This is a genomic window from Cobetia sp. ICG0124, assembly GCF_004006355.1.
Classification (GTDB): domain Bacteria; phylum Pseudomonadota; class Gammaproteobacteria; order Pseudomonadales; family Halomonadaceae; genus Cobetia; species Cobetia marina.
In genome coordinates, this window is record NZ_CP024893.1 from 2,224,399 (window position 1) to 2,248,838 (window position 24,440).

A 24,440-nucleotide genomic window follows, 5' to 3' on the forward strand; every position below is an offset into this window, starting at 1 on the left:
TCTCGATTATGGTGCCGGCCAGTTCTGGACGCGTGCGGGTGTCGCCAAGGTCTCGCCTAAGAGCGACAACGGTCGCATCGATGCCATCGGTGCCGACGTGGACGTCGATGATGACAGCGCCTTCGCCTTCACTCTGGGGTATCGCTTCACCGATACCCTGGGGATCGAGCTGCTGGCCGCGCAGAATTTCGAGCATGACATCTCGCTGAATGGCCAGAAGGCCGGCTCCGTCGATCATCTGCCACCGACCCTGACACTGCAGTACTACCCCCTCGGTGGACGCGACTCCCGCATCCAGCCGTATATCGGTGCAGGCGTCAATTACACCCACTTCTCCGATGAAACCCTCGATGACGGCACCAAGCTCGAGATGGATGACAGCTGGGGCGCGGCCGCACAGATCGGTGTCGACCTGGTCATCAATGAGCATTGGGCGGCCAACGTCGCTGCCTGGTATCTGGATATCGATTCCGATGTCACCGTGGCGGGCAGCGTCAACGACAAGGTCGAGATCGACCCGATCGTGACCATGGCCGGTATCAGCTATCGCTTCTGAGGCGCTGACGGCGACGTGTCGTCAGCCGGCGCCCTGGCTACCTTGCCCGGACGGGGGCGATCCAGCACCAGTCCCAGCACGACCAGCGCCGCTCCCATCACCATCAAGGCGGTCCACTGCTCATCGAACAGCCACCAGGCCATCAGCGCGGCACACGGTGGCACCAGGAAGAAGGTACGTGCGACCTGGTGGGCCTCGCCACGTTCGAGCATCAGCATCAGCAACCAGATGGCACCCACCGAGATGGCGATCACCAGCCAGGCGAGGGTCAGCAGCAGACGAGGCGTCGGGTCGAAGGCGAAGCTACCTACGCTGCTGGCTGCGATGAGGAAGACACAGCCCGCTCCCAGATACTGGAATACCAGCCCCTCCACCAGCCCCATCCGACCACCGACACGCTTCTGCCACAGCGTCGAGCTGGACACGCCGATGAGCGCCACCAGACACCACAGCAGGCCGATCATCGGCCACTCGAGCGTGGCGCTTGCGGCGCCTGCCCCCTGAAGCACGCCCGCCCCCAGCACCAGACTGACGCCAATCGCGCCACACCCCAGCCCCAGCCACTGCCTGGCGCCCAGACGGATACCGAACAGCGGCAGTGACAGCGCAGCCGTCACCAGAGGGTGCAGGCTGACCAGCAAGGCCGTCAGCCCCGCAGGCAGCCCGGCCTTGACCGCCGCGAACACGCCACCCAGATAGGCGCCGTGCAACAGCATGCCGATGCCCATCTGAGCCAGCTTGTCATAGCGCTGCCCCCACTGGCGCGGCTTGCGGCGTATCCACAGGATCAGCCCCAGCACCGGCAGTACCAGCAGGCTGCGCACCAGCAGCAGCGTGAAAGGCTCAGCATCCAGGGTGCCGAAACGTGCGGCGATGAACCCGGTGGCGAACAGGAAGACGAAGGTCAGCGGCATCCACATCAGATTGACTCCAGCGCCGCGCTACCAACAGCTGGCGACGCGCTTGAAAGCCGAGATGGCCACGGGGCAACTCGTCCCCGGACAACGGCTGCCCTCATTGCGCCGCCAGGCGGCCCTGTCAGGGCTGGGACTCAACAGCGTGATCCGCGCCTATGGGTCACGCTGCACCCCTCTTGCCACTCCGTCACTGGCCATCGATGACCCGGCCTGGCAGGCCATGGCACATGCCAGCGACCCGGCGCTGGCTCCGCTGGGCGCGGCGCATCCCGAGCTGGATGCGCCCGCCGTGCGGCGCCTCTATCGGCTGGTGCGCCAGAAGCTCAAGCATCACGCCGAATCCCCCAGCGCCTACGCGCTGCCCCCGGGCTCCCCCGCCCTGCGCGAGGCCATTGCCTCTCACCTCAGCCACCATGGCCATCACTGTCACGGTGACACCCTGTTGCTGTGTCAGGGGGCTCAGCAAGGCATGTCGCTGATTCTCCGAAAATGGCGCGCAAGCCGGGGACGCTGTCGCATCGGCATCGAGGCCCCCGGCTATTTCGGTGTACTTGCGGCGGTGGAAGCCAATGGTCACGAAGCCATTGCCCTGCCGACACATGCCGGAAGCGGACTGGATATCGAGGCATTGGCCAGACTGCTGGACTGGCCATGCAGGGGCTGATTCGCGCACGCTGGGCCGATGGCATGGGCGACATGCCATGGATGCACGCCGCCCTCGCGGAGCTGATCGCCAGCGGCGATTACGGGCGCCATGTCCACCGCATGCGCCGCTGCTACGCGAAGCGCCTGCAACTGCTGCGCGAGACGCTTGCCTCTGCTCTCGGCGATGGCGTCTGGCTGCCCGGTGTCAGTGGTGGCTATCTGCAGTGGTGCGGCCTGCCGGGACTGGACTGCTCACGCTGGCGCGCCCAGAACTGATTGATCAACAGCGCCAGCACGATGACCGCCCCGCCCAGCGCGAGACGCGGCAGGTCCGCGTCGCGATTCCAGATCAGCAGATTGACCAGCAGTCCCGCCGGTACCAGCGCATTGTTCATGATCGCCAGGGTACCGGCATCGACGCGCGTCGCTCCCTTGTTCCACAGGAAGTAGCCCATCCCGGACGCCACGATGCCCAACCAGCCCAGCACCACGAAGTGCACCGGCTGCGAAGGCAGCTTGTCGGTATTGCCGAACAGCAGGAACATCACGACCACCAGCGCCAGGGCGCCAAGATAGAACCAGCCGAACACATGACGGTGCGCGACACCTTCAGGCAGCTGGGGCGAGAGATGACGATAGGCGACCTGGCCGATGGCAAAGCACAGATTGGCCCCCTGAACGACGGCAAAGCCGAGCCAGAAGCCCTCGGTGACCCCGTCGTAGCGAATGATCGCCGCACCGATGACCGCCACCATCGCCGTGAGCAGGTAGAATGGCGACAGCCGACGTTTCATCATGTCATCCAGGAGGGTGATGTAGATGGGCGTGAAGATCGTGAACAGCAGCACTTCCGGGACGGGCAACAGCAGGAAGGAGCGGTAGAAGAAGATGTACATCAGCCCCAGCTGCACCGCGCCGATGGCCATCAGCTGCCAGCGGATGCGTCCACTGATCGCCCGTGGGCGCAGAAAGGGAGCAAAGATCAGGCTGGCCAGCACGATGCGTGTCAGCACGGCCAGATAGCTATCGACCTGACCGGACAGGTAGACGCCGATCAGGGAAAACGAGAAGGCCCACAGGGCTGTGACACCGATCAGGTAGGACATGACGAGTAAACCCGTTAGGCAGAGAAAGTTGACAGGCATTGTAACCCTCCACGCGCTGCTTGAGCAGATACGCCACCTGGAATTTTCGTCACGCTCAGGGCCTGCCTCACGCAACGCCTGGTCCGGCCATGGCAGCGGTGAGGTGAAGACTCGTGGGACATCCTCTTCAATGAACAGGGACAGTTCCGACTGGAGGGCCAGGCCAGCAGTGTCACGTTCCGCAATCGCTATCGCTGGCGACTGAGCCCCGACGGCACTGCCCTGTCACTGAGCCATGAGCGCCGCGGCCGCGATGCGGCGGTCTTCCTGTTCGACCTGATCGAGGCTCCCGCAGGCGATGGTGACCACTTCATCAGCCGCGAGGCACACCTGTGCATCGATGACCTCTATTCCGCCACCCTCGTCATCATGCGCGATGCGGATGACAAGCCCTGCGGCTTCGACCTCGACTGGCGCATCACCGGCCCGCGCAAGGATGAACATCTCGCCTATCGCTATCGCTGCTGAACGTAACCCGCCGCTGCCGGCACATGAAAACGCCGCTGACGAACCACTCCGTCAGCGGCGTTGTGGGACTGGCGGCCGATACTGGCGGCCGATCAGGCCAGCAGGCGTGCCGTGAACCATTCGCCGATCGCCTCGATCTCCTCGAGACACACGGCGTGCGCCATCGGCCAGGTCTGCCATTCAAGCGGATGCCCGAGGGCGCGAGCACTCTCGGCGCCAGCCTCCCCCAGTGCCAGCGGCACGATGTCATCCTGGGTGCCGTGATGGACACTGATGGCCAGCCCCTGATTGGCGGCTGACGGCGTGATGGTCGCGCTGGTGGCGAAATAGGTGGAGAGCGCCAGCAACCCACCCAACGGCCGCTCACAGCTCAACGCCGCCTCGTAGACCACGGCACCGCCCTGAGAAAAGCCTGCCAGCAGGATGCGCTCACTGGCGATCCCCTGCGCGACCTGCTCCTCGATCAAGGCATGCACGTAAGCCGCGGACTCGCGCAGCTGCACTTCATCGACACGCCGCCCAAGATTCATCTCGAGAATGTCGTACCAGGCCGGCATGCGCATGCCGCCATTGACGGTCACGGCCAGCTCACGCGCGTGCGGGAAGACGAAACGTACGCCGTGATCCGCCGGCAATCCCAGCGCCGGCACCACGGGCACGAAATCACTGCCGTCCGCCCCCAGCCCATGCAACCAGATGACACAGGCATCTGCCTGGCCCTGAGGCTCGATGATCTGCGGACTACGGTGGCCATGCTGGGGTGATGCGTCGTTCATCCCCTGGACGCGAGACATAAAAAAACCCGCCAATCGGGCGGGCAATGAATGTCGGGACAGCGACACCCAGGACAGGAAAGCGCTTGAGAAAACTCCAGGATGTCGGCCAGTTCGTTCACATCCTGCACGACATGATCCGGCGCCTTTGACAGCGGGAAGAGTGCCTTGCCCGGGCGGGCGATGAAGGTGGTCTGCAAGCCCGCTTCCTTGGCACCCGCGACATCCCAACCATGTGCAGCGACCATCATGGCCTCTTCAGGTTCGACATCGAGCTTGTCCAGCACCCACTCATAGGAACGCAGGTCCGGCTTGTAGATCTGGATATCTTCAATGCTGTAGCGAGCATCGAAATACGGCAGCAGTCCCGCGTTCTCGAACTGGGCCTTGACGCCCTTGTTGGACGAGTTGGTCAGACTGACGATCTTGTAGCCTTCAGCCTTGAGCCTGGCCAGACCTTCCTTGACGTCAGGGTGAGGCGGGAGTGTCAGCAACGGTGTGATGATGGCCTTCTTCGCCTGCTCATCCGTCAGTTCGACACCGTTGTTCTGCGCGACCACCAGCAACGAGGCGACACCGATCTGCCCGAAGTCGTGATAGTCCCGGGTCACGGTAGACACCAGGGAGTAATGCAGCATGGTCGAGAACCACAGGGGCAGCAGGTCTTCTCTTCCCCCCAGTGCCTCACCGACCGAACTGCGCATCGAGGTCAGGTCCAACAGCGTTTCATTGACATCGAAGATGAGCACCTTGGGCTTATCGACGACATCATCCGCCATCGCATTCCCCGACATCAGGCCGATACCCAACAACACTGAACCTGCCACCTTCTTGAGTTTTCCGCGCACCATCATGGGTCTCCACTTGATCGATATCATGGCATCCGGCCTCGACATTTCCGGCATGCCGCTCGGCAATCAACAACGTTTAATCACCGTGACCCACCATGACACCTTTACCATGAACTGGCGATGAATCTTCACGAAAAACGCGGGAAATCAGACGCTTTCGCTCAGGGCATGCTGGACGCGGGTGGCGGAAACGCTCTTGCCGGCATCATTGACGTACTGGCGGGAATCACGAGTGATCTGCGCCTGCTGACCATTGACGCTCTGGTTGTTCAGCGCCTGCTCGACACGACTGGCCGCAACACTCTTGCCGGCATCGTTGAGATGCAGCGGCTGAGCCGCTACCTGCTGGGCCTGACCGTGGATCACGGATTCGCTGATGGTGGCGCGAACCTGCTGGTCGGCAACGCTATCAGCGTTGGCAACGCCTGCGGTGGTGACGGAGAGAACGGCGGCGGCGATGAGGGCATTGAAGGTCTTCATGATGTGACTCCTGGAAATGACACTGACGAATCAGGCGTTGTCGCTGATGCTCTGCTGGACTCGGCTGGCTGCGACACTCTTGCCCTGCTCGGAAACGGTGTCATTGGCCCGGGATACGGCAGCGGTCTGCTGGCCACGAATGTGCTCGGCATTGAGTGATTGCTCGACACGTCCGGCGGCAACGCTCATTCCAGTCTCCGCGAAGCTCTGCTGGCTGGTGGCTGCCGGCTGGGACTGGCCGATGATCTGCTGGCTGTTCAGCGCATTCTGGACGCGCAGAGCGGCAGGGCTGTCATCAGCGGCAAGGGCGGACGTGCTGGCAGTGGCGATGACGGCAGCGGCGATCAATGTCTTCAGTGTGGTGTTCTTCATGGTCTATCTCCTGGTCCTGGGTAGCGGATGATTCCGCGTGAAGTCGTTGTCAGCGAGTGAAGGATCTGGCGAGTAGCCCCTGCCCGGGCTCCGTCCTCCATTGGCTGTGGGTCGTGCTTCGCTTCGATAATTAACAGACTAATCTTTATTCCGCTTTCTAACTAGCCGTACCATTGGAAGCTCACTGTTTCGCCTTGAGCAACGCCGGGCAGACCCTGCGTGGCGAATGCGAGCGCTATACGCATCCGCGCGTCAGGGATATCGCCTGGCTGTTGAGTGCCCCGGACCTGCTGACACTGCTCCCTTATCAGCGCCCGACTCTCGAGGCGTTGGGACTGGGCGACGACATCACTCGCCATCGCTGGCTGAGCGAGCTTGAGCAGGCCCCCGAGGCACTGGAATCCGCGGTGGATGAGCGTCGCCACCATCGGCTCGGTCTCTATCACGAGCTGCTGTGGCGGTTCGTGCTGGCCCACGCCCCAGGCAGCCGACTGTTGGCCCACAATCTCAGGATCATGGAAGGCAAGATCACGCTGGGCGAGCTGGACATGCTGTATCTGGCGGCAGGCGATACGACCCCCACCCACCTGGAAGTCGCGATCAAGTTCTATCTGGGATTGCCACAAGGTCCGGGGCCGGCGGATGGCCTGGAGCGCTGGATCGGCCCGGGTGGCGCCGACAGTCTCGCCATCAAGACGCGACGCAGTCTTGCGCACCAGCTGCCACTGGCGCTCAGCGAGCGGGGACAACAGACGATTCGTCAGGCGCTCGACGGGAGACTCGGCCCCCGGGTGGCTCGCGGGCCAATGCCTGGCCATGCCCGGCGGTCTGTTTCGCCCCTGGCAGCCGGAGACACCTGCCGATGAGCAGCTGCCGCCACCGCGTCACTGCCATCCTTCAAGCGCGGCGCAGGCTGGCTGGTGGGTCCCCGTGAGCCAGTTTGCCGCCTTCTGCCAGCGCCTCGACAGTACCGCGATGGATACCGCGCCGCTGCTGGGCTGTCTCAGGGAAAAGCCCGCCTGGCTGGCCCCTCCCCCTGCGCAATCACTGACCGGGTGGCGCGAGCTGCAACTCTGGCTCGAGGACTATTTCGCGCCCTCTGACGCTTTGTCTTGATGCGTGAAATCAACGATAATGCGCCGCGTCAGATTCAGGCGACCTGCCGCAACGCATCCGCTGAATCCGTAGGACGTCATCTTGAAAACACGACTTTCCAGCCTCGATATCGTGGCGCTGGGCTTCATGACATTTGCGCTCTTCCTTGGCGCTGGCAACATCATCTTCCCGCCTCAGGTAGGTCAGGGCGCAGGGGCCGAGTTCTGGCCAGCCGCACTCGGCTTTCTGACCACCGGTGTCGGCATGCCGCTGGCCGGAATCGTTGCGGTCGCCGTGATCGGCGGCGGGCTCGACAAGATCACCTCCCCGCTGCCCAAGTGGGCGGCAGCGGCCTTCGGCGTCGCCATCTATCTGTCCATCGGGCCGATGTTCGCCATCCCGCGTACCGGCACCGTCGCCTTCGAGATGGGCATGCGTCCGTTCATCGACATGACGCCCGAGTCAGGCCTGGCATTGCACTCGGTGGTGTTCTTCGGCATTGCCACCCTGATCGCCCTGAGCCCCGGCAAGCTGATGGACGTGGTCGGCAAGTGGCTGACTCCGCTGTTGATCGCGCTGCTGGCACTGATCGCGCTGTTCACCATCATCGACCCGCAGGGGCCGCTGGGCCCGGTGAGCCCCGAGTGGGCCGAAGCGCCCTTCATGACCGGCTTCCAGCAGGGCTACCTGACCATGGATGCGCTGGCCTCGATGGTGTTCGGCATCCTGATCGTCTCCGCGATCAAGGCGCGTGGCATCACCGCCACCGCTGACGTGACGCGCTACACCCTGTGGGCCGGCGCCATCGCCGCGATCTGTCTGGCCGCCGTCTATCTGCCGCTGACCTACATGGGCGCCACCAGCCATGCTCTGGTGACGGAAGCCGCCAAGGGCGAACTGATTCCGGTCTACGTCGAGGCCTTGTTCGGCGATGCCGGCAAGCTGATTCTGGCGCTGGTCATCACTCTGGCGTGTCTGACCACCGCGGTGGGCCTGCTGACCTCCTGCGGCGAGTTCTTCCATCGCCTGCTGCCGAGCGTGCCCTACCGTCTGCTTGTGATCGTGATGGCCGTGGCCTCGGCGTTGATCGCCAACCTGGGCCTCTCGACCCTGATCAGCGTCTCGATTCCGGTACTGGTCACGCTCTATCCGCTGGTGCTGGTGCTGACGCTGCTCTCCTACCTGCGCCCGCGCCTGCATGATGCACCGCGCGTGTTCGCCTGGAGCCTGGGCCTGACCCTGCTGGTCAGCCTGCTCGATGGCTTCGAAGCCAGTGGCATCGATTCCCTGATGGCCATCTCGCACCGCATCGAGCCGCTGCTGCCGCTGGCCTCCATGAATCTGGGCTGGCTGGCACCTGCACTGGCGGGCCTGATCATCGGCATGCTGGCCAGCCGTCGTGACCAGACGAATCTGGACCCGGTACTGACCGAGCAACGCTGAGTCAGCGCGGCGTGCTGCGTGACAGCCCCAGCCGTGCGAGCGTGTCATCATCCAGCGAGTGCACCGCTTCCACGTCTGCCAATGCCGTGAAATAGTCCGGGGTCAGGAAGTCACGTCCGCCCAGCAGGTGCTCGAGATACTCACGGGCCGGCTTGAGTCCCTGACTAGTGCGCTCCGGCAAGGCGATGTACACCCAGGCCTCGATGACACCGTCACGTGTCACGATGGCATGACGAAAGCGCTCATATTCATGTGGGCGCCCCTCGTAGGGGTCCATCAGGGTGATCTGCTCAGGGTCGCGCAGCTCGTAGAGCACCCCTTCGACACGCTCACCCCGCGCCGGTTGCACATTGGCATGTGCGATCCCCGGAACACGCGACGCCTTGTCGAAACTCAGCCGATGCTCCTCCAGCCAGCCATGCAGGGCACGACGCGTGTCACCGATGCGTGCCGCGACACGCGCCGGATTCATGTTGCTTCCGTAGGCGAAGTAGTACGGCATACGTGATCAGCGTATCGATCTCGCGCACGACTTCCGTCATCGCCACGCGGCGCTCCGGACGCGCATCCTTCAACCAGGCCTCGATGGCAGGCGCCACGTCACACTTCACCGGGAAGCTGCCACGCGCGTCACACAGTGCCTCGAGACGCGCGATGAACACGAAACGCAGCCACTGGCCCATGTCCATGCGGTCCACGCAGAAGGGCTCCACGCTCATGAAGGCCTCTGGGGTCGGTGTCTCCATGCGCCACAGATCCGCCGCCTTCATCGTCGCTTCCAGGCGTGCCAGCAGGTCACGCAATTCGTCATGCGCGTTGCCGGCGAGTTCGCCGTCCTGGGGTATTTCGGTCGGGTTCATGACACCTCCGTCAATTCATGCATGATGCGTTCACGGTATTATCCCGTTCATACGCTTGGAAGGCCAGGAGGGCCAGATGGCAGATAGCCTGTTCAATGACGTGATGATCCTGCTGGGGGCCTCGGTAGTCGCGGCGGCGCTGTTCCGACGCCTGCACCTGCCACCGGTACTGGCCTATCTGGCGGTGGGCTTTCTGGTCGGCCCGCATCTGGCAGGCTGGATAGGCCGTCCGGAAGAGCTGGCCTTTCTGTCGGAGTTCGGCCTGGTCTTTCTGTTGTTCTCGCTGGGATTGGAATTCTCGATGCCCCGCATGCGAGCCCTCAAGACCACCGTCTTCGGACTGGGAGCCTCCCAGGTGGTGGTCTGCAGCGGACTCTTCTGGGCGCTGGGCTGCGCACTGGGGCTGACCCCTGCCGCGGCGCTGGTCGCGGCCGGCGCACTGGGACTTTCTTCCACGGCCATCGTGACGCGGGAGCTGGCGCGCTGGAACGAGCTGGACAGCCCCCACGGCCATGCCGCGGTGGGAGTGTTGCTGTTTCAGGACCTTGCCGCCCTGCTGTTCCTGATCCTGATTCCGGCCATGGCGGGAGATGGCAGCCAGCTGCTCAGCGATCTGGGCGTGATGCTGGCCAAGGGCATCGGCCTGGTGGTGGTGATGATGGCCATCGGCAAATGGGTGCTGCCACTGGTCTTTCAGGAAGTCGCGCGCTCACGCTCGGAAGAGCTGTTCGTGCTCACCGTATTGCTGGTGGCCCTGTTCTCGGCCTGGCTGACCCACAGCCTGCACCTTTCGATGGCGCTCGGCGCCTTCCTGGCGGGCATGATGCTCGGTGAAAGCCATTACCGGCATCAGATAGAGGCGGACATCCGCCCGTTCCGGGACATCCTGCTGGGCCTGTTCTTCGTCTCGGTCGGCATGCTGCTCGACCCGCATGTCCTGCTGGCACAGTGGTACTGGGTGGTGATCGGCGTGATCTGTCTGCTGACCACCAAGGCACTGTTGATCACGGGGCTTGCCAGACTCTCCGGACGACCACTGGATTCGGCCATGCGCACCGGCCTGGTGCTGTCACAGGGCGGAGAGTTCGGGTTTGCCCTGCTGGCACTGGCCAGTCAACAGCAGCTGATGGACACCGATACCGTGGGACTGGTGGTGGCGATCATCATCGGCTCGCTGGTCGTCACGCCCTCGCTCATTCGTCACAACCAGCATCTGTCGCAACGTGCCTGCCGCTCACATACCCCCACCCAGGAAAATCCGCACACCACGGCGCAGTTGAGCGAGGCCACGGCCCCGCTGCACGACCACGTCATCGTGTGCGGCTTCGGGCGTGTCGGTCAGACGGTCGGGCGCTTCCTGACCCAGGAGAAGCTCCAGTGGATCGCCATCGATGCCGACCCCATCCGCGTGCATGAAGCCGCCAGCGCGGGTGAACCGGTGGTCTTCGGTGATGCCCAGCGTCAGGACATTCTGCGCGCACTGGGCATCGAGCGCGCCCGCCAGGTGGTGATCACCGTCAACCAGCTGCCGCATGCACTGGCCATCCTGCATGCCATCCAGCCGTTGCAGCTCCCCGAGCTCAAGGTGCTGGTGCGCACCCAGGATGATGCCGACCTGGACACCTACAAGGCCGCCGGCGCGACCGAGGTGATCCCGGAGGTACTGGAAGGCTCATTGATGCTGGTCTCGCATGTGCTGGTCAATCTCGAGGTGCCATTTCGCCGTGTGGCGCGCTCGATCCAGAAGGCCCGCGAGGCCCGCTACAGTCTGCTGCATGGCTACTTCCACGGCCAGCAGTCACAGCTGACCGACAAGCGTGGCAACCCGCTGCTGAGACGCCATCCCGTGACCCTGACCGAGAGCACCTGGGCCTGTGAGCGCCGACTGGACGAGATCTCCCTGCCGGAGCGCAGCGGTATCCTGATCTCCCGCATCGTGCGCGCCAACGGGGACTGCATCGAGGAGCCCACGGGTGATCTTCGTCTCGCGTGTGGCGATACGCTGGTATTGTCCGGGCTGGCTGATCATATTGAAGAGGCAGAAGCGCGTCTGTTGTCGGGCTGAGGCGTCCACAATTACATGGAGCAACTGGTGTTCGATGGCATACGCCTGCATGCCACGGCCAGCGGCATGGATGGCGACAGCCGCGAGGATGTCGCCTGCATCGCGCTCAATCAGCTGGCACCGCGCTACATCCGTCATGATGTGGACATGGCCTTCTACATGACCCCTGCCGAACAGGAGCTGCTGGAAGAGCGTGTGGCCCTGGCTCTCGATGATGCGGTGGCCAGGGTGCACAGCATGCCGCGACGCAGCTAGTCGCTCAGATACCTGCCGCTCCCTGCGGCGGGACTTCATCGAGCACCTTGCGCAGGAAGGCGCGGGTGCGGTCATCCTTCGGCGCGCTGAACAGCTGACTCGGTGGCCCCTGCTCGACGATACGCCCGCCTTCCATGAAGATGACGCGGTCAGCGACTTCCCGCGCAAACTGCATCTCGTGGGTGACCACGATCATGGTCTGACGCTCCACCGCCAGCTGCTTCATCAGCTCCAGCACTTCGTCGACCCATTCCGGGTCGAGCGCCGAGGTCGGCTCATCGAACAGGATGACCTCGGCCTGGGCCGCCATGGCACGCCCGATGCCGATCCGCTGCTGCTGTCCACCGGAAAGCGCCGCCGGGAAGGCATCCGTCTTCTCGCTCATGCCGATGCGCTCGAGAATCTCGCGGGCGCGTTGATGCGCCTTGGCCTTGGGCCAGCCATTGACGACGATCAGGCCCTCGGCAATGTTCTCAAGCGCCGTCTTGTTGGCGAACAGCGCATAGTTCTGGAACACGAAGGCACTGTTGCGACGCAGGGCAAGAATGTCATGGCGACTGGCGCGTGTGGCCGCGACCTTGTGCTCGCCGATCTGGATTTCCCCGTCATCGGGTTGTTCCAGGAAGTTGATGCAACGCAGCAAGGTGGACTTGCCGGTACCCGACGGGCCGATGACGACGATGATCTCGCCCTGTTTCACTTCCAGCGTGATGCCATCGAGCACGGCCTGCCCGCCGAATTTCTTGATCAGATTTCTGACTGCAATCATCGCTGATAGGCCTTGTTGAGACGTTTCTCCATCCAGCGCTGCACGAAGGACAGCCCTTCCACCATCACCCAGTAGACGATGGCCACCATGATGAAGGATTCAAAGTACAGGAAGCTGCTGGCCGCTTCCTTCTGGGTCGCGCCCATCAGTTCGGTCACCCCCAGCGTGAAGGCCAGCGACGTGGACTTGATCATGTCCACGAAGTAGTTCATCAGCGTGGGAGCCGCCACACGGGCTGCCTGTGGCAGCACGATGCGACGCATCAACTGGACATTGGTCATGCCGATGGACAGCGCCGCCTCGGTCTGGCTGCGATCGACGCCGACGATGGCCGCACGGATCGACTCGGCCATGTAGGCAGAGAAGTGCAGCGTCAGGCCCAGAATCGTCGCGGTCACGCCATCGATCTGGGTGAGGAACGACATCACCTGCGGCAGGCCGTAGTAGAACAGGAACAGCTGCACCAGCAGCGGCGTACCGCGGAAGAAGGAGATGAACACCACGGTCAGCGCGTTGAGCACCGGCACCTTCAGCACCCGCACTACCGCCAACAGCGAGGCCAGTACCAGCGCGGCCACCATGCCGATACAGGCCATCTTGAGTGTTAGTGGCAGGTATTTGAGCATGACCGGCAGCAGGCCAAGCATGTAATCGATATTGAGAGTATCCATTCGTTATCCGGACAGGCTGAGGGCTTGGCTGAGAGTCTCCCCTGTATCAGGGCGCGCCCGTCAATGTTCAAGGCGTGGTGATGTCATTGCCGAACCACTTGTTGGAAATCTCGGCCAGACGACCATTTTCCTTGAGCTCGGTCAGCGCGGCATCCACCGCGTCACGCTTGGCTTCACCCTCGGCATCCTTGCGGAACGGCAGCGCGTTCTCGAGACGTGAGAACGGCGTGCCTGCCAGCTCCAGCGGCAACGGTGTCTTCTGGATCACCTGGCTTGCGCTGACGCGGTCCATCACGAAGGCATCGACACGGCCCAGGGCGGTGTCCTGCTCGATGTTGGATTCATAGGTCTTGATATCGATCTGGTCGGCGTACGGCAGCTCCTTCATCAGCGCTTCGTAGTTGGACCCCAGATTGACCGCCACGCTGTGCCCCTTGAGGGACTCGACGCCGGTGATCTCGTCATTGCCACGACGCTTGACCACCTGCGCCCCGTCATAGACGTACGGCTGGGTGAAGGCGAACTTGGCCTTGCGCGCATCGGTGATGGTGATCTGGTTGGCCACGGTATCGATACGACCCGCTTCCAGTGCACCGATCAGACCGGAGAAGCTCATGGTGACGAATTCGACATCGTCGCCGGTGATCTCGCCCACGGCATTCAGGACATCCACCTCAAAGCCCTGCAGCTTGTCCTGCTTGACGAAGGTGAACGGGAAGTAGCCCCCGGACATGCCGACCTTCAGGGTGTCGGCGTGAGCGGCCAGGCTGCCCATGGCAGCAGCCCCCAATGCCGCCGCCATCACGGTGCCCTTGAGAGCAGTGGCAGAGAAGACGGCAGCAAGTGAACGTGAATGGCGCATCGGAAATCCTCGATGGTGGCAACCGCAGCGGTGAGCCTCATGACTCCACTCTCCTCCCTGAGCAACTTCTTCCAGCGCACCGGTGCTGACGTGCACCTTTATCATCTGGGGCGCATCCTGTCCCCCTTGAGCCTTGAAGAGCTGGAAGCCTTCGAGACCCAGCAACAGCCGTGGTCGCAACCTTTCAAGGGACAGGCCCGGCTGGCGTGCGTCTTCCGACCCGCCGGCATCGACGATCCACTGGTGTGGTTTCTGGCCCTGCCGCTGGATGAAGAAGGCCGGCTTTCTCCGCCGCAACGAGATGCATTCCTCGAACGCCTGCTGACCACACTCGGCCAGACGGCACTGAACGTCGGTCGTTCTGACCTGTTGCAGGCCGAGGCAGGCAAGATCGACAACCTGATGCAGGACAATCCCCTGGCCTTCACTCCAGATGACAGCCTGCGCGCCATGCTGCATGCCCGCGCCAGCATCGACTGTGATCGCCCTGCCAGCCAGTACTATGAACAGGCGGAACGCTATCTCGCCGCGCAACTGCCCCTTGATGACTGGCCCAGCGTTGGCCTGCAGGGCATCGCCGATGGGCTGACGCGTCGCGGTGAGTTCACCAATGAACTTGCCGAGGCGATGATCGAACGGATCGGCTATCTTCCCGACACGCCGCTGCGCGCGCTCGCCCTGTGCCTGGAGCAGGCTCCCCCGGCCCATCCGCAGCTGGCCAGTCCGCTGACGGACAGTCTGGAGGCGGAGCTGCTCGACAGTCTGATTCGCCGCGGTCAGACGGCACGGGAGCTGGGAGACCTGGAAACCCTGTGCGCCTGCCTGCGTGCAGCGGCTGCCAGCCCCCTGCCAGCGGCCGCCGAATGGCTGGATACGCTATTGGCGGACGAGAGCGCCGCCAGCGTGGATGTGCTGGTCGCGATCGCCGCACGCGGTTATGCCCATCTGGAAGATGCCGAGCGCCTGCCGACCTTCCTCGTGCGACTGGCCAACTGCCCGCAGGCCAGCTTCCAGGCTCTCGCCCGTGATCTGGCGCTGATTCCGCGTCTGCGTCTGCCGGTACTGGTGACGCTGCGTAACGCCGAACCCGACAGCGCCCTGGGGCTCGCCCTGGCGTCGCTCACCGGCCGGACTCATGCCCTCTGATTCAGGATGAAACATGCCGCATTCCAAGACCCCTGCTCGTCATCACGCTCACAAGGCACCGCCTCTGGATCTCAGATCCCTGAACCACGATCTGCTCGGCTTTCGGCCGCGAGCCGTCGTCGGGCGGCGTGAACTGATCGAGCTGCCGGAGCTGCATCTGCACCTCAACGCCAAGATCGACACTGGCGCGCACTCGAGCGCACTGCACGCAGAGAACATCGAGGTCTTCGAGAAGGATGAAGACCTGTGGGTACGCTTCATCACGCGCAGTGGCGGCAGTGATTCTCCGCCCCATGATGTCGAGACACGGGTCCACGACCGGCGTCGGGTCAGGTCTTCCAACGGTCAGGCACAGTGGCGCTACGTGATTCGCTCCCGCATGCAGCTCGCCGGGCTCGACTACGACATCGACATGACACTGGTCGATCGCTCCCAGATGCGCCACCCCATCCTGCTGGGGCGCCGTGCACTGCGTCGCCTGCTGGTGGCACCGGGTGCCGCCTATCTGCATGGCGAGCCCTGACGACGGCCCTTTCGGCTCTGGAGGATTTCATGCATATCGGTATCCTGTCGCGCAATTCCCGCCTCTACTCCACTCGCCGCCTGATCGAGGCAGCCGAAGCCCGCGGGCATACCGCACGCGTCGTGGACACGCTGCGCTGCTACATGAACATCGCCTCGCACCGCCCCTCCATCCATTACAAGGGTGCCGAGATCGAGCATTTCGACGCCGTGGTGCCACGCATCGGCGCCTCCGTCACCTTCTATGGCTGTGCGGTACTGCGCCAGTTCGAGATGATGGGTACCTACGTGGTCAACGACTCCGTGGCCATCTCCCGCTCACGCGACAAGCTGCGCTCGCTGCAGCTGCTGTCGCGCAAGGGGCTGGGCCTGCCGGTCACCGGCTTCGCGCATTCGCCGGATGACATCCCCGACCTGATCACCATGGTCAAGGGCGCGCCGCTGGTCATCAAGCTGCTGGAAGGCACCCAGGGCATCGGGGTGGTACTCGCCGAGACCAATCAGGCCGCCGAGAGCGTGATCCAGGCCTTCATGGGCATGAAAGCCAACATCATGGTGCAGGAATACATCAAGGAAGCGCGTGGCGCCGACATCCGCTGCCTGGTGGTGGGAGACAAGGTGGTCGCCTCCATGAAGCGCCAGGCCGCCGATGGCGAGTTTCGCTCCAACCTGCACCGTGGCGGCACGGCCAGCGAGATTCGCATCACGCCGGAAGAGCGCTCCACCGCCATCCGCGCCGCCAAGGCCATGGGCCTGGCCGTCGCCGGTGTCGACCTGCTGCGCGCCAACCATGGCCCGGTGATCATGGAAGTGAACTCCTCACCGGGTCTGCAGGGCATTGAAACGGCAACCGGCAAGGACATCGCAGGGATGATCATCGACCACATCGCCAAGTCCGCCGCACCCGCTAGGAAGATCCCGCCCAAGCCCAAGGGGTGAGGACACTGTCGGACGTCACGATAACGTCATCGAACTGTCGTAAAATGAGTGGATTGACGCTACGGGAAGAAATATCAGGACTTTCTGCACATCAGGGGTAGAAAAACACTGTTTTCACCCGCACAATCTCTCCTGACGGAGGAGGTGACCGCCCATGTTTCTCGACAATCGCCAAGTGGCGATGGATAGCGTCCAGGAAGCCCTGGCAGACAGTCTTGATTATTTCGAGGACAACGCCGAACGGCTGCGTCCCGGGCTGCTGAAGGCCTTTGAACCCTTCTATGCCCGGCGCGTGGAGCTCAAGCAGGCGCTGGAAGTCGAGACGCGCAAGCATCTGAGCCTGATGCCGCGAGACGCTGATGTCGAGCGTGATGACTACATGTGGCTGTGGAGTCGCCTGAAGAGCATCGTCAGCAATGACAATCAGGTTCTGATCAACGAACTGCTCGAACAGGAGCGCGTGCTGATGCAGGCCTGCTCGACGGCCTTCACGCATCCTCTCCCGGACAGCATGGAGAAGGTGCTGGAAGCGTGCTTCCACAACTGCCGCCAATTGATTCGCGAGCTCTATCGTCACCAGACCGGCATCGCGGCACGCCGCCGCGCCGGCTGACCTCGGGCCCGCGGCAATACCGGTGTCGGCAGTCGCTCCGCCGGCCCCAGGAAACGCGGCTTGCGGCCCCACAGGTAAAGATCCCCCACCGTGGCGGCACGCGCCAGCCATTCGCGCAGCATCAGCCGCAGCCCCGCAGGCCGACGCTCGGAAACCGCCGGACAGCCGACGGCATCCAACCCCAGCACGTCAGCGATGAACAGTGCCCGTGGCAGATGCCAGGGCTGAGTGACCAGCACCGCCTGATCGACACCGAAGACCTTGTGCGCACGCACCAGCGTATCGAAGGTCGAGAATCCGGCGTAATCCAGCGTCATGAACTGCTGTGGCACATTGCGATCACGCAGGTCACGCCACATGGTCATCGGCTCATTGTAATAACGCGTACGATTGTCCCCTGACAGCAGCAGGTTGCTCACTCGATGCAGCCGGTAGAGCTGGGCTGCGGTGTCGAGACGAGCCTGATAGTGCGGGTTGCGTCCTCCGCCCACCAGGCCATGGGAGGTCCCGAAGACGATTCCCACTTCACGGCTTTCGCAGGTCAGCGGGGAAGACGCGATGCGATCACGGGTCGACATCACGACCCACAGATTGAGCCCGACCACTATCATCAGGCTCACGACCAACAGGCCAATCATGGCCATCACGGCCCGCTTGATCACTCGTCGCATCTGCTCCCCGCACCCATCCTTGCCTGTCTCGGCTCACTCTTCCTGCGTCATGATCGCCTTGACGCTGACCGGCACCTGGGTCGCGATGTTGCCCAGTCCCGCCAGGTCACGCAGGGTACGGATGCCATCCACCAGCGAGAACTGGCTGGCATCGACCATCACCGGCGCATCCGTCTGCACCAGCCAGCGCTCTCCCTGCAGACGTGTCACCTGCAGGCTCACCGGCAGGGTCTGGGTGCTGTCATGCAGCGTCAGCTGCCCTTCCAGGCTGACATGCTGGGTATCGCCCGGCTCCATGACCTTGAGCGTCGGCATGTCCAGTGACGCGGTCAGCACGGCCAGGGGATAGTCTCCGGCCTCAAAGAGTTTCTCGCTGACACGCTGATCACGGATCTCGATACCGGTATCGGCGGAGTCTAGGTCAATCTCGACCGACAACTGGCCCGCATCATTGACGCGAGCACGCCAGGAATCGAAGGCGTGCTGCTCGACGGTGCTGGCACCGTTCTTGCTCATCTTGGTGGACTGGAAATTCAGTTGCGAGGCATCGCTGTCCAGTGTCCATGACGCCTGTGCACTGACGGCAGTACTCATGATCAGGCTGGCGGTCAGGACACGTAAGGCTCAGAACATGCCAAGTTCCAGGCGCGCCTCTTCACTCATCATCTCCCGCGACCAGGGGGGCGAGAACACGATCTCGACGTGAACCTTGGAGACATCCTCCGCGCCCAGGATCTTGCGCTTGGCATCCTCGGCGATCACGTTGCCCATGCCGCAGCCCGGTGCCGTCAACGTCATCTTCAGATTGACCATCTTCTCGCCGCTGATCAGGGTGTCGATACGACAGCCATAGACCAGCCCGAGCTCGACGATGTCCACCGGGATCTCGGGGTCGAAACAGGTGCGCAGCTGCGCCCAGACGAAGGCCTCTATCTCGGCGTCGCTCTGCCCGGCCGGCAGATGCGGGCGCGGCACGGCGTCCAGTCCCAGTGCATCGAGGCTGAAGCTCTCGATCAGGTACATGCGGCCTTCGTACGCCACGCTGACGGTGCCGCCCTTGGCCTGCATGACTTCGACCACCGCGTCCTCATGCAGGGTCACCGACTTGCCGAAGGGTACCGAGATACCTTCCACGTCACGCTGCAACGGCATCTTCTGGCCCTTGCCGAGGCTGGCCAGCTGGTCTTCAGTGTGGCTCATGCCCTCTCCTTGCCGAACCGCATGACAGCCATGCGGATCAAGAATACTGTGGGTTCACTCAGGATGTGCGGGTCACAACATCCCCTGGCAAGCGCCGATAGCAATGAGGCCCGCCATGCGCGAGCCTCATTGATCAGCGCCCGTCAGGGCCACCGCAGGGGGATGCTCAGCGCACCATGGTCAGCACGCGCTGCAGAGCCTCGACGAACAGGTCGATCTCCTCCGGCGTGTTGTAGGCCGCGAAGGAGGCGCGACAGGTGGCATCGACACCGAAACGTCGCAGCACCGGCTGAGCGCAGTGATGACCGGTCCGGATGGCCACCCCCAGCTGATCGATCAGCAGACCGATGTCCTGGGCGTGGGCACCGTCGACCACGAAGGAGATCGCGCCGGCCTTGTCGGGCGAGTTGCCGATGATGCGCAGCCCGTCCACTTCGCGCATGCGCTCGGTGGCATGGCGCATCAGCTGCTGCTCCCAGCGCGTGATCAGCGCCATGTGGGTGCAGTCCAGCCAGTCGATGGCCTTGCCCAGCCCGATGACCTCGGCGATGGGCGGCGTGCCAGCCTCGAACTTGTGCGGCAGATCCGCGAACAGGGTGCCGTTCTCGAACGAGACCGTGCGGATCATCTCGCCGCCGCCCTGCCACGGTGGCATGGCATCGAGCAGCGCTTCCTTGCCGTAGAGCACGCCGATGCCGGTCGGGCCATACATCTTGTGGCCCGAGAAGACATAGAAGTCGGCGTCGGTCTCGCGTACATCGACCTGCTGATGCGGCACCGCCTGGGCGCCATCGACCAGAATCAGCGCGTCGTGAGCATGCGCCAACCTGGCCATCTCGGCCACCGGGTTGATGCTGCCCAGGGCGTTGGAGACCTGATTGACGCAGACCAGGCGCGTCTTCTCGCCCAGCAGGTCACGGTAGGCCGCCATGTCGAGCACGCCATCGTCGTCGCACGGTATCACCTTGATGACGATATCCAGGCGTTCCGCCAGCATCTGCCAGGGCACGATGTTGGCGTGATGCTCCATCACCGAGATCAGCACTTCATCACCGGCATTCAGCCAGTTGGCCCCCCAGCTGTTGGCGACCAGGTTGATCGCCTCGGTGGTGCCGCGCGTGAAGATGACTTCACGCGTCAGGCGCGCATTGATGAAGGCACGTACCTTCTCGCGCGTCCCTTCGTAAGCGGCCGTCGCCTCGTCCGCCAGGCTGTGCAGGCCACGGTGGATATTGGCATTGGTGTTGCGGTAATAATCGCTCATCGCGTCGATGACGGCAGTCGGCGTCTGGCTGGTGGCGGCGCTGTCGAGATAGATCAGCGGCACGTCACCATGCACGCGACGCTCGAGGATCGGAAAATCCTCGCGGACCCGCACGACATCGAGCATCAGATTGTCGAGTGCGCTCATGCGAAGTCCTCATCACGCGCCACTGCCACGGCCCCGCCGCCCAGCTCGACACTCAGATCCACCAGCTCATCGAGGTGGAAGCGTGACGGCAGGCGACCCGCGACGCTGCGCTCGATACGCTCGGCGATGGCGTCGATGCCCAGACCGGACATGACCTCATTGGCGAAGGCCAGGGTCAGCAGGCCGCGGGCCGTCTGCTCATCGATGCCACGCGCGCGCAGTGCGAAGACAGCCGTCTCGTCGAGCTGGCCGGTCGTGGTGCCGTGGGAGCACTTGACGTCGTCGGCATAGATCTCGAGTTCCGGCTTGGTATTGATCTCGGCGCGGTCCGACAGCAGCAGGTTGGCGTTGTTCTGATGCGCCTCGATCTTCTGACTGTCACGCTTGACCAGCACGCGGCCATTGAAGACGCCACGTGCGCGGTCGGCCAGGATGCCCTTGTAGTTCTCATCCGAGAAGGTCAGAGCCTCGTTGTGATTGACCAGCGAGTGGGTATCCACGTGCTGACGATCACGACCGAAGAACAGGCCATCGAGGCGTGCATGGGCGTTGTTGCCGTTCAGGTCGCAGACGATATCGTTGCGCACCAGACCACCACCGGTGTTCAGGTTGATGGAGCGATACTGGCTGTCACGCGGCTGCTCGACCTGCAGCGAGGCGATATGCGTCTCGCCGGTGGCGGCTTCGCCCAGCTTGTAATGATTGAGCACGGCGCCGCGCTCCAGCATCACTTCGCTGACCATGTTGGTGAAGTTGGTCGCGCCACTCTCACCGATGTGATGCTCGATCACGCTGGCTTCGGCGCGGCTGCCCAGCTGCACCAGCAGACGCGGATGGCTCATGGTCACGGGCTGGCCTTCGACGGCGGCACGCGACAGGAACAGCACGTAGACCGGCTTGTCGAGCACCGTCCGCGGGCCGACCTGAATCACCGCACCCTCTTCGGTGAAGGCGGAGTTCAGCGCCACGAAGGGCGTGAAGTCGATACCGGTCAGGCGGTTCAGCGAGCCGCCGATCACTTCCGGCTGATTGACGATGGCGTCAGACAGCGGCACGACACGCACGGTGTCGGGCAGACCTGCCACATCGGAAAGCTCGGCGTTGTAGAGACCATCGACGAACACCAGGCGGTAAGCATCGACGGCGAGCGCCAGCTCGTCCTTCACCGCCGCCGAGAGATGGGCATCGTCGGCGAGACGGTATTGCTGGCGACCCAGCGCCTGGGTGTCGGTGTACTTCCAGGCCTCGACCTTGCGAGTCGGCAGACCCAGCGCTTCAAAGCGGGCGATGCCGGCCTGACGGCGCGCCGCCATCCAGCTCGGGTCAGCCGCGAAGCGAGCCTTGCGCGCGGCGAATTCGCTGGCGAAGGCTTCGCTGCCGGGGACGGACGCGGTAGCAAGTGCTGTCATTACGCGGTTTCCTCCTGCAGCCAGTCATAGCCCTGGGCTTCGAGTTCGAGGGCCAGCGACTTGTCGCCGGACTTGACGATGCGGCCATCCATCAGCACGTGGATGTGGTCCGGCACGATGTGCTCGAGCAGACGCTGGTAGTGCGTGACCATCAGTACGGCACGGTTCTCGTTGCGCAGGGAATTGACGCCCTTGGCGACGATCTTCAACGCATCGATGTCGAGACCGGAGTCGATCTCGTCGAGCATGGCGAGCTTCGGTTCCAGCACCAGCATCTGCAGGATCTCGTTGCGCTTCTTCTCGCCACCGGAGAAGCCTTCGTTGACGGCGCGCTGCAGGAAGCTGGCATCCATCTGCATGAAGGCAAGTTTCTCGCGGATCAGCTTCATGAATTCCGGGGCCGGAATCTCGCCCAGGCCTTCGGCTTCACGCTTGGCGTTCAGCGCCGCCTTGAGCAGGTAGACATTCTTGACCCCCGGGATCTCCACCGGGTACTGGAAGCCCAGCAGCAGGCCGGCACGCGCGCGCTCCTCGACTTCCATCTCCAGCACGTCCTCGCCTTCATAGGTGATGGTGCCCGAGGTCACTTCATAACCGTCCTTGCCGGCGATCACGGAAGACAGCGTGGACTTGCCCGCACCGTTCGGCCCCATGATGGCGTGGACTTCACCCTTGTTGATGGTCAGGTCGAGCCCCTTGAGGATTTCCTTGCCTTCCACCGAGACGTGCAGATCTTTGACTACGAGCATGATGATACCTTTGGCTGACAGGCCGCCCGCAAGCGGCCCTCAAGAATGGGGATGAATGCGAAACAGGCTGTGGCGTTAGCCTACGGCGCCTTCGAGGGTGACATTGAGCAGCGCCTCGGCCTCGACGGCGAACTCCATCGGCAGCTCCTGGAAGACGTCCTTGCAGAAACCGTTGACGATCATGTTGACCGCATCTTCCTCGCTGATGCCGCGCTGACGGCAGTAGAACAGCTGATCCTCGCCGATCTTGGACGTCGTCGCCTCGTGCTCGACGGTAGCGGTGGCGTTGCCGATCTCCTGATACGGGAAGGTGTGCGCACCACAGCGATCGCCGATCAACAGCGAGTCACACTGGGTGAAATTGCGCGCGCCCTTGGCCCGTGGACCGATCTTGACCAGGCCACGATAGGACTGCTCGGAGTTGCCGGCCGAGATGCCCTTGGAGACGATGGTGGACTTGGTGCCCTCACCGATGTGGATCATCTTGGTACCGGTGTCCGCCTGCTGGCGACCATTGGTGACGGCAACGGAGTAGAACTCCCCGACACTGTCCTTGCCACGCAGGATGCATGACGGGTACTTCCAGGTGATCGCGGAGCCGGTCTCGACCTGGGTCCAGGACACCTTGGAACGATCACCGCGGCAATCGGCACGCTTGGTGACGAAGTTGTAGATGCCACCCTTGCCGTCTTCATCGCCCGGATACCAGTTCTGGACGGTGGAGTACTTGATGTAGGCATCTTCCAGCGCGACCAGCTCGACCACGGCGGCGTGCAGCTGGTTCTCATCACGCTGCGGTGCGGTGCAGCCTTCCAGATACGAGACCTGAGCCTGCTTCTCGCAGATGATCAGGGTGCGCTCGAACTGGCCGGTGTTGGCGGCGTTGATGCGGAAGTAGGTGGAAAGCTCCATCGGGCAAGTCACGCCTTCCGGCACGAACACGAAGGAGCCATCGGTGAAGACGGCCGCGTTCAGCGCGGTGAAGTAGTTGTCTGCCTTGGGCACGACGGTCCCCAGATACTGCTTGATCAGCTCCGGGTAGTCCTGGATGGCTTCCGAGATGGAGCAGAAGATCACGCCCGCCTCGGACAGTTCCTTCTTGAAGGTAGTGGTCACCGATACGGAGTCGAATACCGCATCCACCGCCACGCCAGCCAGCGCGGCGCGCTCGTGCAGCGGGATGCCCAGCTTCTCGTAGGTCTCCAGCAGCTTGGGGTCCACCTCATCCAGACTCTGCGGACGATCTTCCGGCTTCTTCGGGGCGCTGAAATAGGAAATCGCCTGGTAGTCGATCTCGGGGTAATCCAGGTGTGCCCAGGACGGCGCCTTCATCTTCAGCCACTGATGATAGGCATCCAGACGCCACTCCAGCATCCACTCCGGCTCACCCTTCTTGGCCGAGATGAAGCGAATCACGCTCTCATCAAGTCCCGGCGGAATGGTGTCGCTCTCGATGTCGGTCACGAAGCCCTGCTTGTACTCTCGCTGTACAAGCTGCTCCATCTCCTGGCTCGCCATGCTGGTCTCCTCTCCCGGAGATCTTCATCGCTGTA

At 63.2% G+C, this 24,440-nt stretch carries 31 protein-coding genes and 1 pseudogene; 13 read left to right on the plus strand and 19 right to left on the minus strand.

Annotated elements, in window-relative coordinates; all coding sequences use genetic code 11:
• Positions 1-7: 7 nt before the first annotated feature.
• A pseudogene (locus tag CU110_RS10330) lies at positions 8-556 on the plus strand (OmpW family outer membrane protein); the annotation flags it as partial.
• Here CU110_RS10330 and CU110_RS10335 read toward each other — a convergent pair.
• Positions 544-1,476, minus strand: coding sequence for a DMT family transporter (locus CU110_RS10335; protein ID WP_127735832.1), 933 nt, complete (start codon positions 1,474-1,476; stop codon positions 544-546). The pseudogene CU110_RS10330 and the gene CU110_RS10335 sit on opposite strands and share 13 nt — an antisense overlap.
• Positions 1,477-1,519: 43 nt before the next feature.
• Here CU110_RS10335 and CU110_RS10340 point away from each other — a divergent pair, with 43 nt between their 5' ends.
• Complete coding sequence (locus CU110_RS10340; RefSeq protein WP_127735835.1) at positions 1,520-2,137, plus strand: hypothetical protein; 618 nt, start codon at positions 1,520-1,522, stop codon at positions 2,135-2,137.
• Complete coding sequence (locus CU110_RS10345) at positions 2,125-2,394, plus strand: hypothetical protein (protein ID WP_127735838.1); 270 nt, start codon at positions 2,125-2,127, stop codon at positions 2,392-2,394. The genes CU110_RS10340 and CU110_RS10345 overlap by 13 nt, the downstream gene beginning before the upstream one ends.
• On the opposite strand, the gene CU110_RS10350 is transcribed toward CU110_RS10345, so the two are convergent.
• From CU110_RS10350 to CU110_RS10365, 4 genes are all read right to left on the minus strand, one after another.
• A complete protein-coding gene (locus CU110_RS10350; protein WP_127735841.1) occupies positions 2,334-3,224 on the minus strand; it encodes a carboxylate/amino acid/amine transporter in 891 nt (296 codons plus the stop codon). The genes CU110_RS10345 and CU110_RS10350 overlap by 61 nt on opposite strands.
• A 264-nt stretch (positions 3,225-3,488) precedes the next feature.
• Positions 3,489-3,707, minus strand: a complete 219-nt coding sequence (locus CU110_RS10355) for a hypothetical protein (protein ID WP_127735844.1) — start codon at positions 3,705-3,707, stop codon at positions 3,489-3,491.
• 116 nt (positions 3,708-3,823) lie between these two features.
• Positions 3,824-4,507, minus strand: a complete 684-nt coding sequence (locus tag CU110_RS10360) for a carboxylesterase (RefSeq protein ID WP_077372570.1) — start codon at positions 4,505-4,507, stop codon at positions 3,824-3,826.
• Positions 4,504-5,253 (minus strand): haloacid dehalogenase type II, encoded by a 750-nt coding sequence (locus CU110_RS10365; protein WP_240665354.1) that lies wholly within the window; start codon positions 5,251-5,253, stop codon positions 4,504-4,506. The genes CU110_RS10360 and CU110_RS10365 overlap by 4 nt, the downstream gene beginning before the upstream one ends.
• Here CU110_RS10365 and CU110_RS15825 point away from each other — a divergent pair.
• The gene (locus tag CU110_RS15825) at positions 5,246-5,479 is read left to right on the plus strand and encodes a hypothetical protein (RefSeq protein ID WP_164850231.1); all 234 of its coding nucleotides are present in this window, start codon (positions 5,246-5,248) and stop codon (positions 5,477-5,479) included. The two genes, CU110_RS10365 and CU110_RS15825, sit on opposite strands and share 8 nt — an antisense overlap.
• 23 nt (positions 5,480-5,502) lie before the next feature.
• On the opposite strand, the gene CU110_RS10370 is transcribed toward CU110_RS15825, so the two are convergent.
• Together CU110_RS10370 and CU110_RS10375 are read right to left on the minus strand one after the other, a co-directional pair.
• Positions 5,503-5,835: a hypothetical protein gene (locus CU110_RS10370; RefSeq protein ID WP_084209038.1), complete on the minus strand. Its 333-nt coding sequence runs from the start codon at positions 5,833-5,835 to the stop codon at positions 5,503-5,505.
• Between the two features lie 30 nt (positions 5,836-5,865).
• Complete coding sequence (locus tag CU110_RS10375) at positions 5,866-6,207, minus strand: hypothetical protein (RefSeq protein ID WP_084209039.1); 342 nt, start codon at positions 6,205-6,207, stop codon at positions 5,866-5,868.
• Positions 6,208-6,401: 194 nt separating this feature from the next.
• On the opposite strand from CU110_RS10375, the gene CU110_RS10380 reads away from it, so the two are divergent.
• The 3 genes from CU110_RS10380 (at position 6,402) to brnQ (ending at position 8,745) form a co-directional block, all read left to right on the plus strand.
• Complete coding sequence (locus CU110_RS10380; RefSeq protein WP_164850352.1) at positions 6,402-7,073, plus strand: DUF1853 family protein; 672 nt, start codon at positions 6,402-6,404, stop codon at positions 7,071-7,073.
• Positions 7,074-7,137: 64 nt separating this feature from the next.
• Positions 7,138-7,323, plus strand: coding sequence for a hypothetical protein (locus CU110_RS10385; protein ID WP_127735851.1), 186 nt, complete (start codon positions 7,138-7,140; stop codon positions 7,321-7,323).
• A gap of 81 nt (positions 7,324-7,404) precedes the next feature.
• Positions 7,405-8,745 carry a branched-chain amino acid transport system II carrier protein gene (gene brnQ / locus CU110_RS10390; protein WP_205632705.1) on the plus strand — a complete coding sequence of 447 codons (1,341 nt, stop codon included), beginning with the start codon at positions 7,405-7,407 and terminating at the stop codon, positions 8,743-8,745.
• 1 nt (position 8,746) lies between these two features.
• Here brnQ and CU110_RS10395 read toward each other — a convergent pair whose 3' ends face one another.
• Both CU110_RS10395 and CU110_RS10400 read right to left on the minus strand, forming a co-directional pair.
• Positions 8,747-9,217 (minus strand): gamma-glutamylcyclotransferase family protein, encoded by a 471-nt coding sequence (locus CU110_RS10395; protein WP_240665355.1) that lies wholly within the window; start codon positions 9,215-9,217, stop codon positions 8,747-8,749.
• A complete protein-coding gene (locus tag CU110_RS10400) occupies positions 9,183-9,605 on the minus strand; it encodes a YqcC family protein (RefSeq protein ID WP_127735854.1) in 423 nt (140 codons plus the stop codon). Before CU110_RS10400 ends, CU110_RS10395 begins: the two co-directional genes overlap by 35 nt.
• A gap of 76 nt (positions 9,606-9,681) precedes the next feature.
• Here CU110_RS10400 and CU110_RS10405 point away from each other — a divergent pair, with 76 nt between their 5' ends.
• Both CU110_RS10405 and CU110_RS10410 read left to right on the plus strand, forming a co-directional pair.
• The gene (locus CU110_RS10405) at positions 9,682-11,670 is read left to right on the plus strand and encodes a cation:proton antiporter (RefSeq protein WP_084209042.1); all 1,989 of its coding nucleotides are present in this window, start codon (positions 9,682-9,684) and stop codon (positions 11,668-11,670) included.
• Positions 11,671-11,685: 15 nt separating this feature from the next.
• On the plus strand, positions 11,686-11,925 hold the full coding sequence (locus CU110_RS10410; protein ID WP_127735857.1) for a late competence development ComFB family protein: 240 nt from the start codon (positions 11,686-11,688) through the stop codon (positions 11,923-11,925).
• Between the two features lie 4 nt (positions 11,926-11,929).
• On the opposite strand, the gene CU110_RS10415 is transcribed toward CU110_RS10410, so the two are convergent.
• The 3 genes from CU110_RS10415 to CU110_RS10425 form a co-directional block, all read right to left on the minus strand.
• The gene (locus CU110_RS10415) at positions 11,930-12,694 is read right to left on the minus strand and encodes an amino acid ABC transporter ATP-binding protein (protein WP_084209044.1); all 765 of its coding nucleotides are present in this window, start codon (positions 12,692-12,694) and stop codon (positions 11,930-11,932) included.
• Entirely contained in the window at positions 12,691-13,365 is a 675-nt protein-coding gene (locus CU110_RS10420) for an amino acid ABC transporter permease (RefSeq protein WP_077372544.1), read from the minus strand. Before CU110_RS10420 ends, CU110_RS10415 begins: the two co-directional genes overlap by 4 nt.
• Positions 13,366-13,432: 67 nt before the next feature.
• Positions 13,433-14,167, minus strand: coding sequence for an amino acid ABC transporter substrate-binding protein (locus CU110_RS10425; protein WP_103751385.1), 735 nt, complete (start codon positions 14,165-14,167; stop codon positions 13,433-13,435).
• Between the two features lie 99 nt (positions 14,168-14,266).
• Between CU110_RS10425 and CU110_RS10430 the strand changes: the two genes are divergently transcribed.
• The 4 genes from CU110_RS10430 (at position 14,267) to CU110_RS10445 (ending at position 17,447) form a co-directional block, all read left to right on the plus strand.
• A complete protein-coding gene (locus CU110_RS10430; RefSeq protein WP_127735860.1) occupies positions 14,267-15,373 on the plus strand; it encodes a DUF3549 family protein in 1,107 nt (368 codons plus the stop codon).
• A gap of 13 nt (positions 15,374-15,386) precedes the next feature.
• Positions 15,387-15,896: a RimK/LysX family protein gene (locus CU110_RS10435; protein WP_077372535.1), complete on the plus strand. Its 510-nt coding sequence runs from the start codon at positions 15,387-15,389 to the stop codon at positions 15,894-15,896.
• A 29-nt stretch (positions 15,897-15,925) separates the two neighbouring features.
• Complete coding sequence (gene rimK, locus CU110_RS10440) at positions 15,926-16,834, plus strand: 30S ribosomal protein S6--L-glutamate ligase (RefSeq protein WP_084209047.1); 909 nt, start codon at positions 15,926-15,928, stop codon at positions 16,832-16,834.
• 154 nt (positions 16,835-16,988) lie between these two features.
• A complete protein-coding gene (locus CU110_RS10445; RefSeq protein WP_077372529.1) occupies positions 16,989-17,447 on the plus strand; it encodes a hypothetical protein in 459 nt (152 codons plus the stop codon).
• Here CU110_RS10445 and CU110_RS10450 read toward each other — a convergent pair.
• From CU110_RS10450 to sufB, 7 genes are all read right to left on the minus strand, one after another.
• The gene (locus tag CU110_RS10450; protein ID WP_240665563.1) at positions 17,408-18,058 is read right to left on the minus strand and encodes an ElyC/SanA/YdcF family protein; all 651 of its coding nucleotides are present in this window, start codon (positions 18,056-18,058) and stop codon (positions 17,408-17,410) included. The genes CU110_RS10445 and CU110_RS10450 overlap by 40 nt on opposite strands.
• Positions 18,059-18,151: 93 nt before the next feature.
• Entirely contained in the window at positions 18,152-18,712 is a 561-nt protein-coding gene (locus CU110_RS10455) for a YceI family protein (RefSeq protein ID WP_127735866.1), read from the minus strand.
• Positions 18,713-18,742: 30 nt separating this feature from the next.
• The gene (gene sufT / locus CU110_RS10460) at positions 18,743-19,318 is read right to left on the minus strand and encodes a putative Fe-S cluster assembly protein SufT (RefSeq protein ID WP_084209050.1); all 576 of its coding nucleotides are present in this window, start codon (positions 19,316-19,318) and stop codon (positions 18,743-18,745) included.
• A 166-nt stretch (positions 19,319-19,484) separates the two neighbouring features.
• On the minus strand, positions 19,485-20,729 hold the full coding sequence (locus CU110_RS10465) for a cysteine desulfurase (protein ID WP_084209051.1): 1,245 nt from the start codon (positions 20,727-20,729) through the stop codon (positions 19,485-19,487).
• A complete protein-coding gene (gene sufD / locus CU110_RS10470) occupies positions 20,726-22,138 on the minus strand; it encodes a Fe-S cluster assembly protein SufD (protein ID WP_084209052.1) in 1,413 nt (470 codons plus the stop codon). Before sufD ends, CU110_RS10465 begins: the two co-directional genes overlap by 4 nt.
• On the minus strand, positions 22,138-22,887 hold the full coding sequence (sufC, locus tag CU110_RS10475) for a Fe-S cluster assembly ATPase SufC (protein ID WP_077372513.1): 750 nt from the start codon (positions 22,885-22,887) through the stop codon (positions 22,138-22,140). The genes sufD and sufC overlap by 1 nt, the downstream gene beginning before the upstream one ends.
• A 75-nt stretch (positions 22,888-22,962) precedes the next feature.
• Positions 22,963-24,405 carry a Fe-S cluster assembly protein SufB gene (sufB, locus tag CU110_RS10480; RefSeq protein ID WP_077372510.1) on the minus strand — a complete coding sequence of 481 codons (1,443 nt, stop codon included), beginning with the start codon at positions 24,403-24,405 and terminating at the stop codon, positions 22,963-22,965.
• Positions 24,406-24,440: the final 35 nt, after the last annotated feature.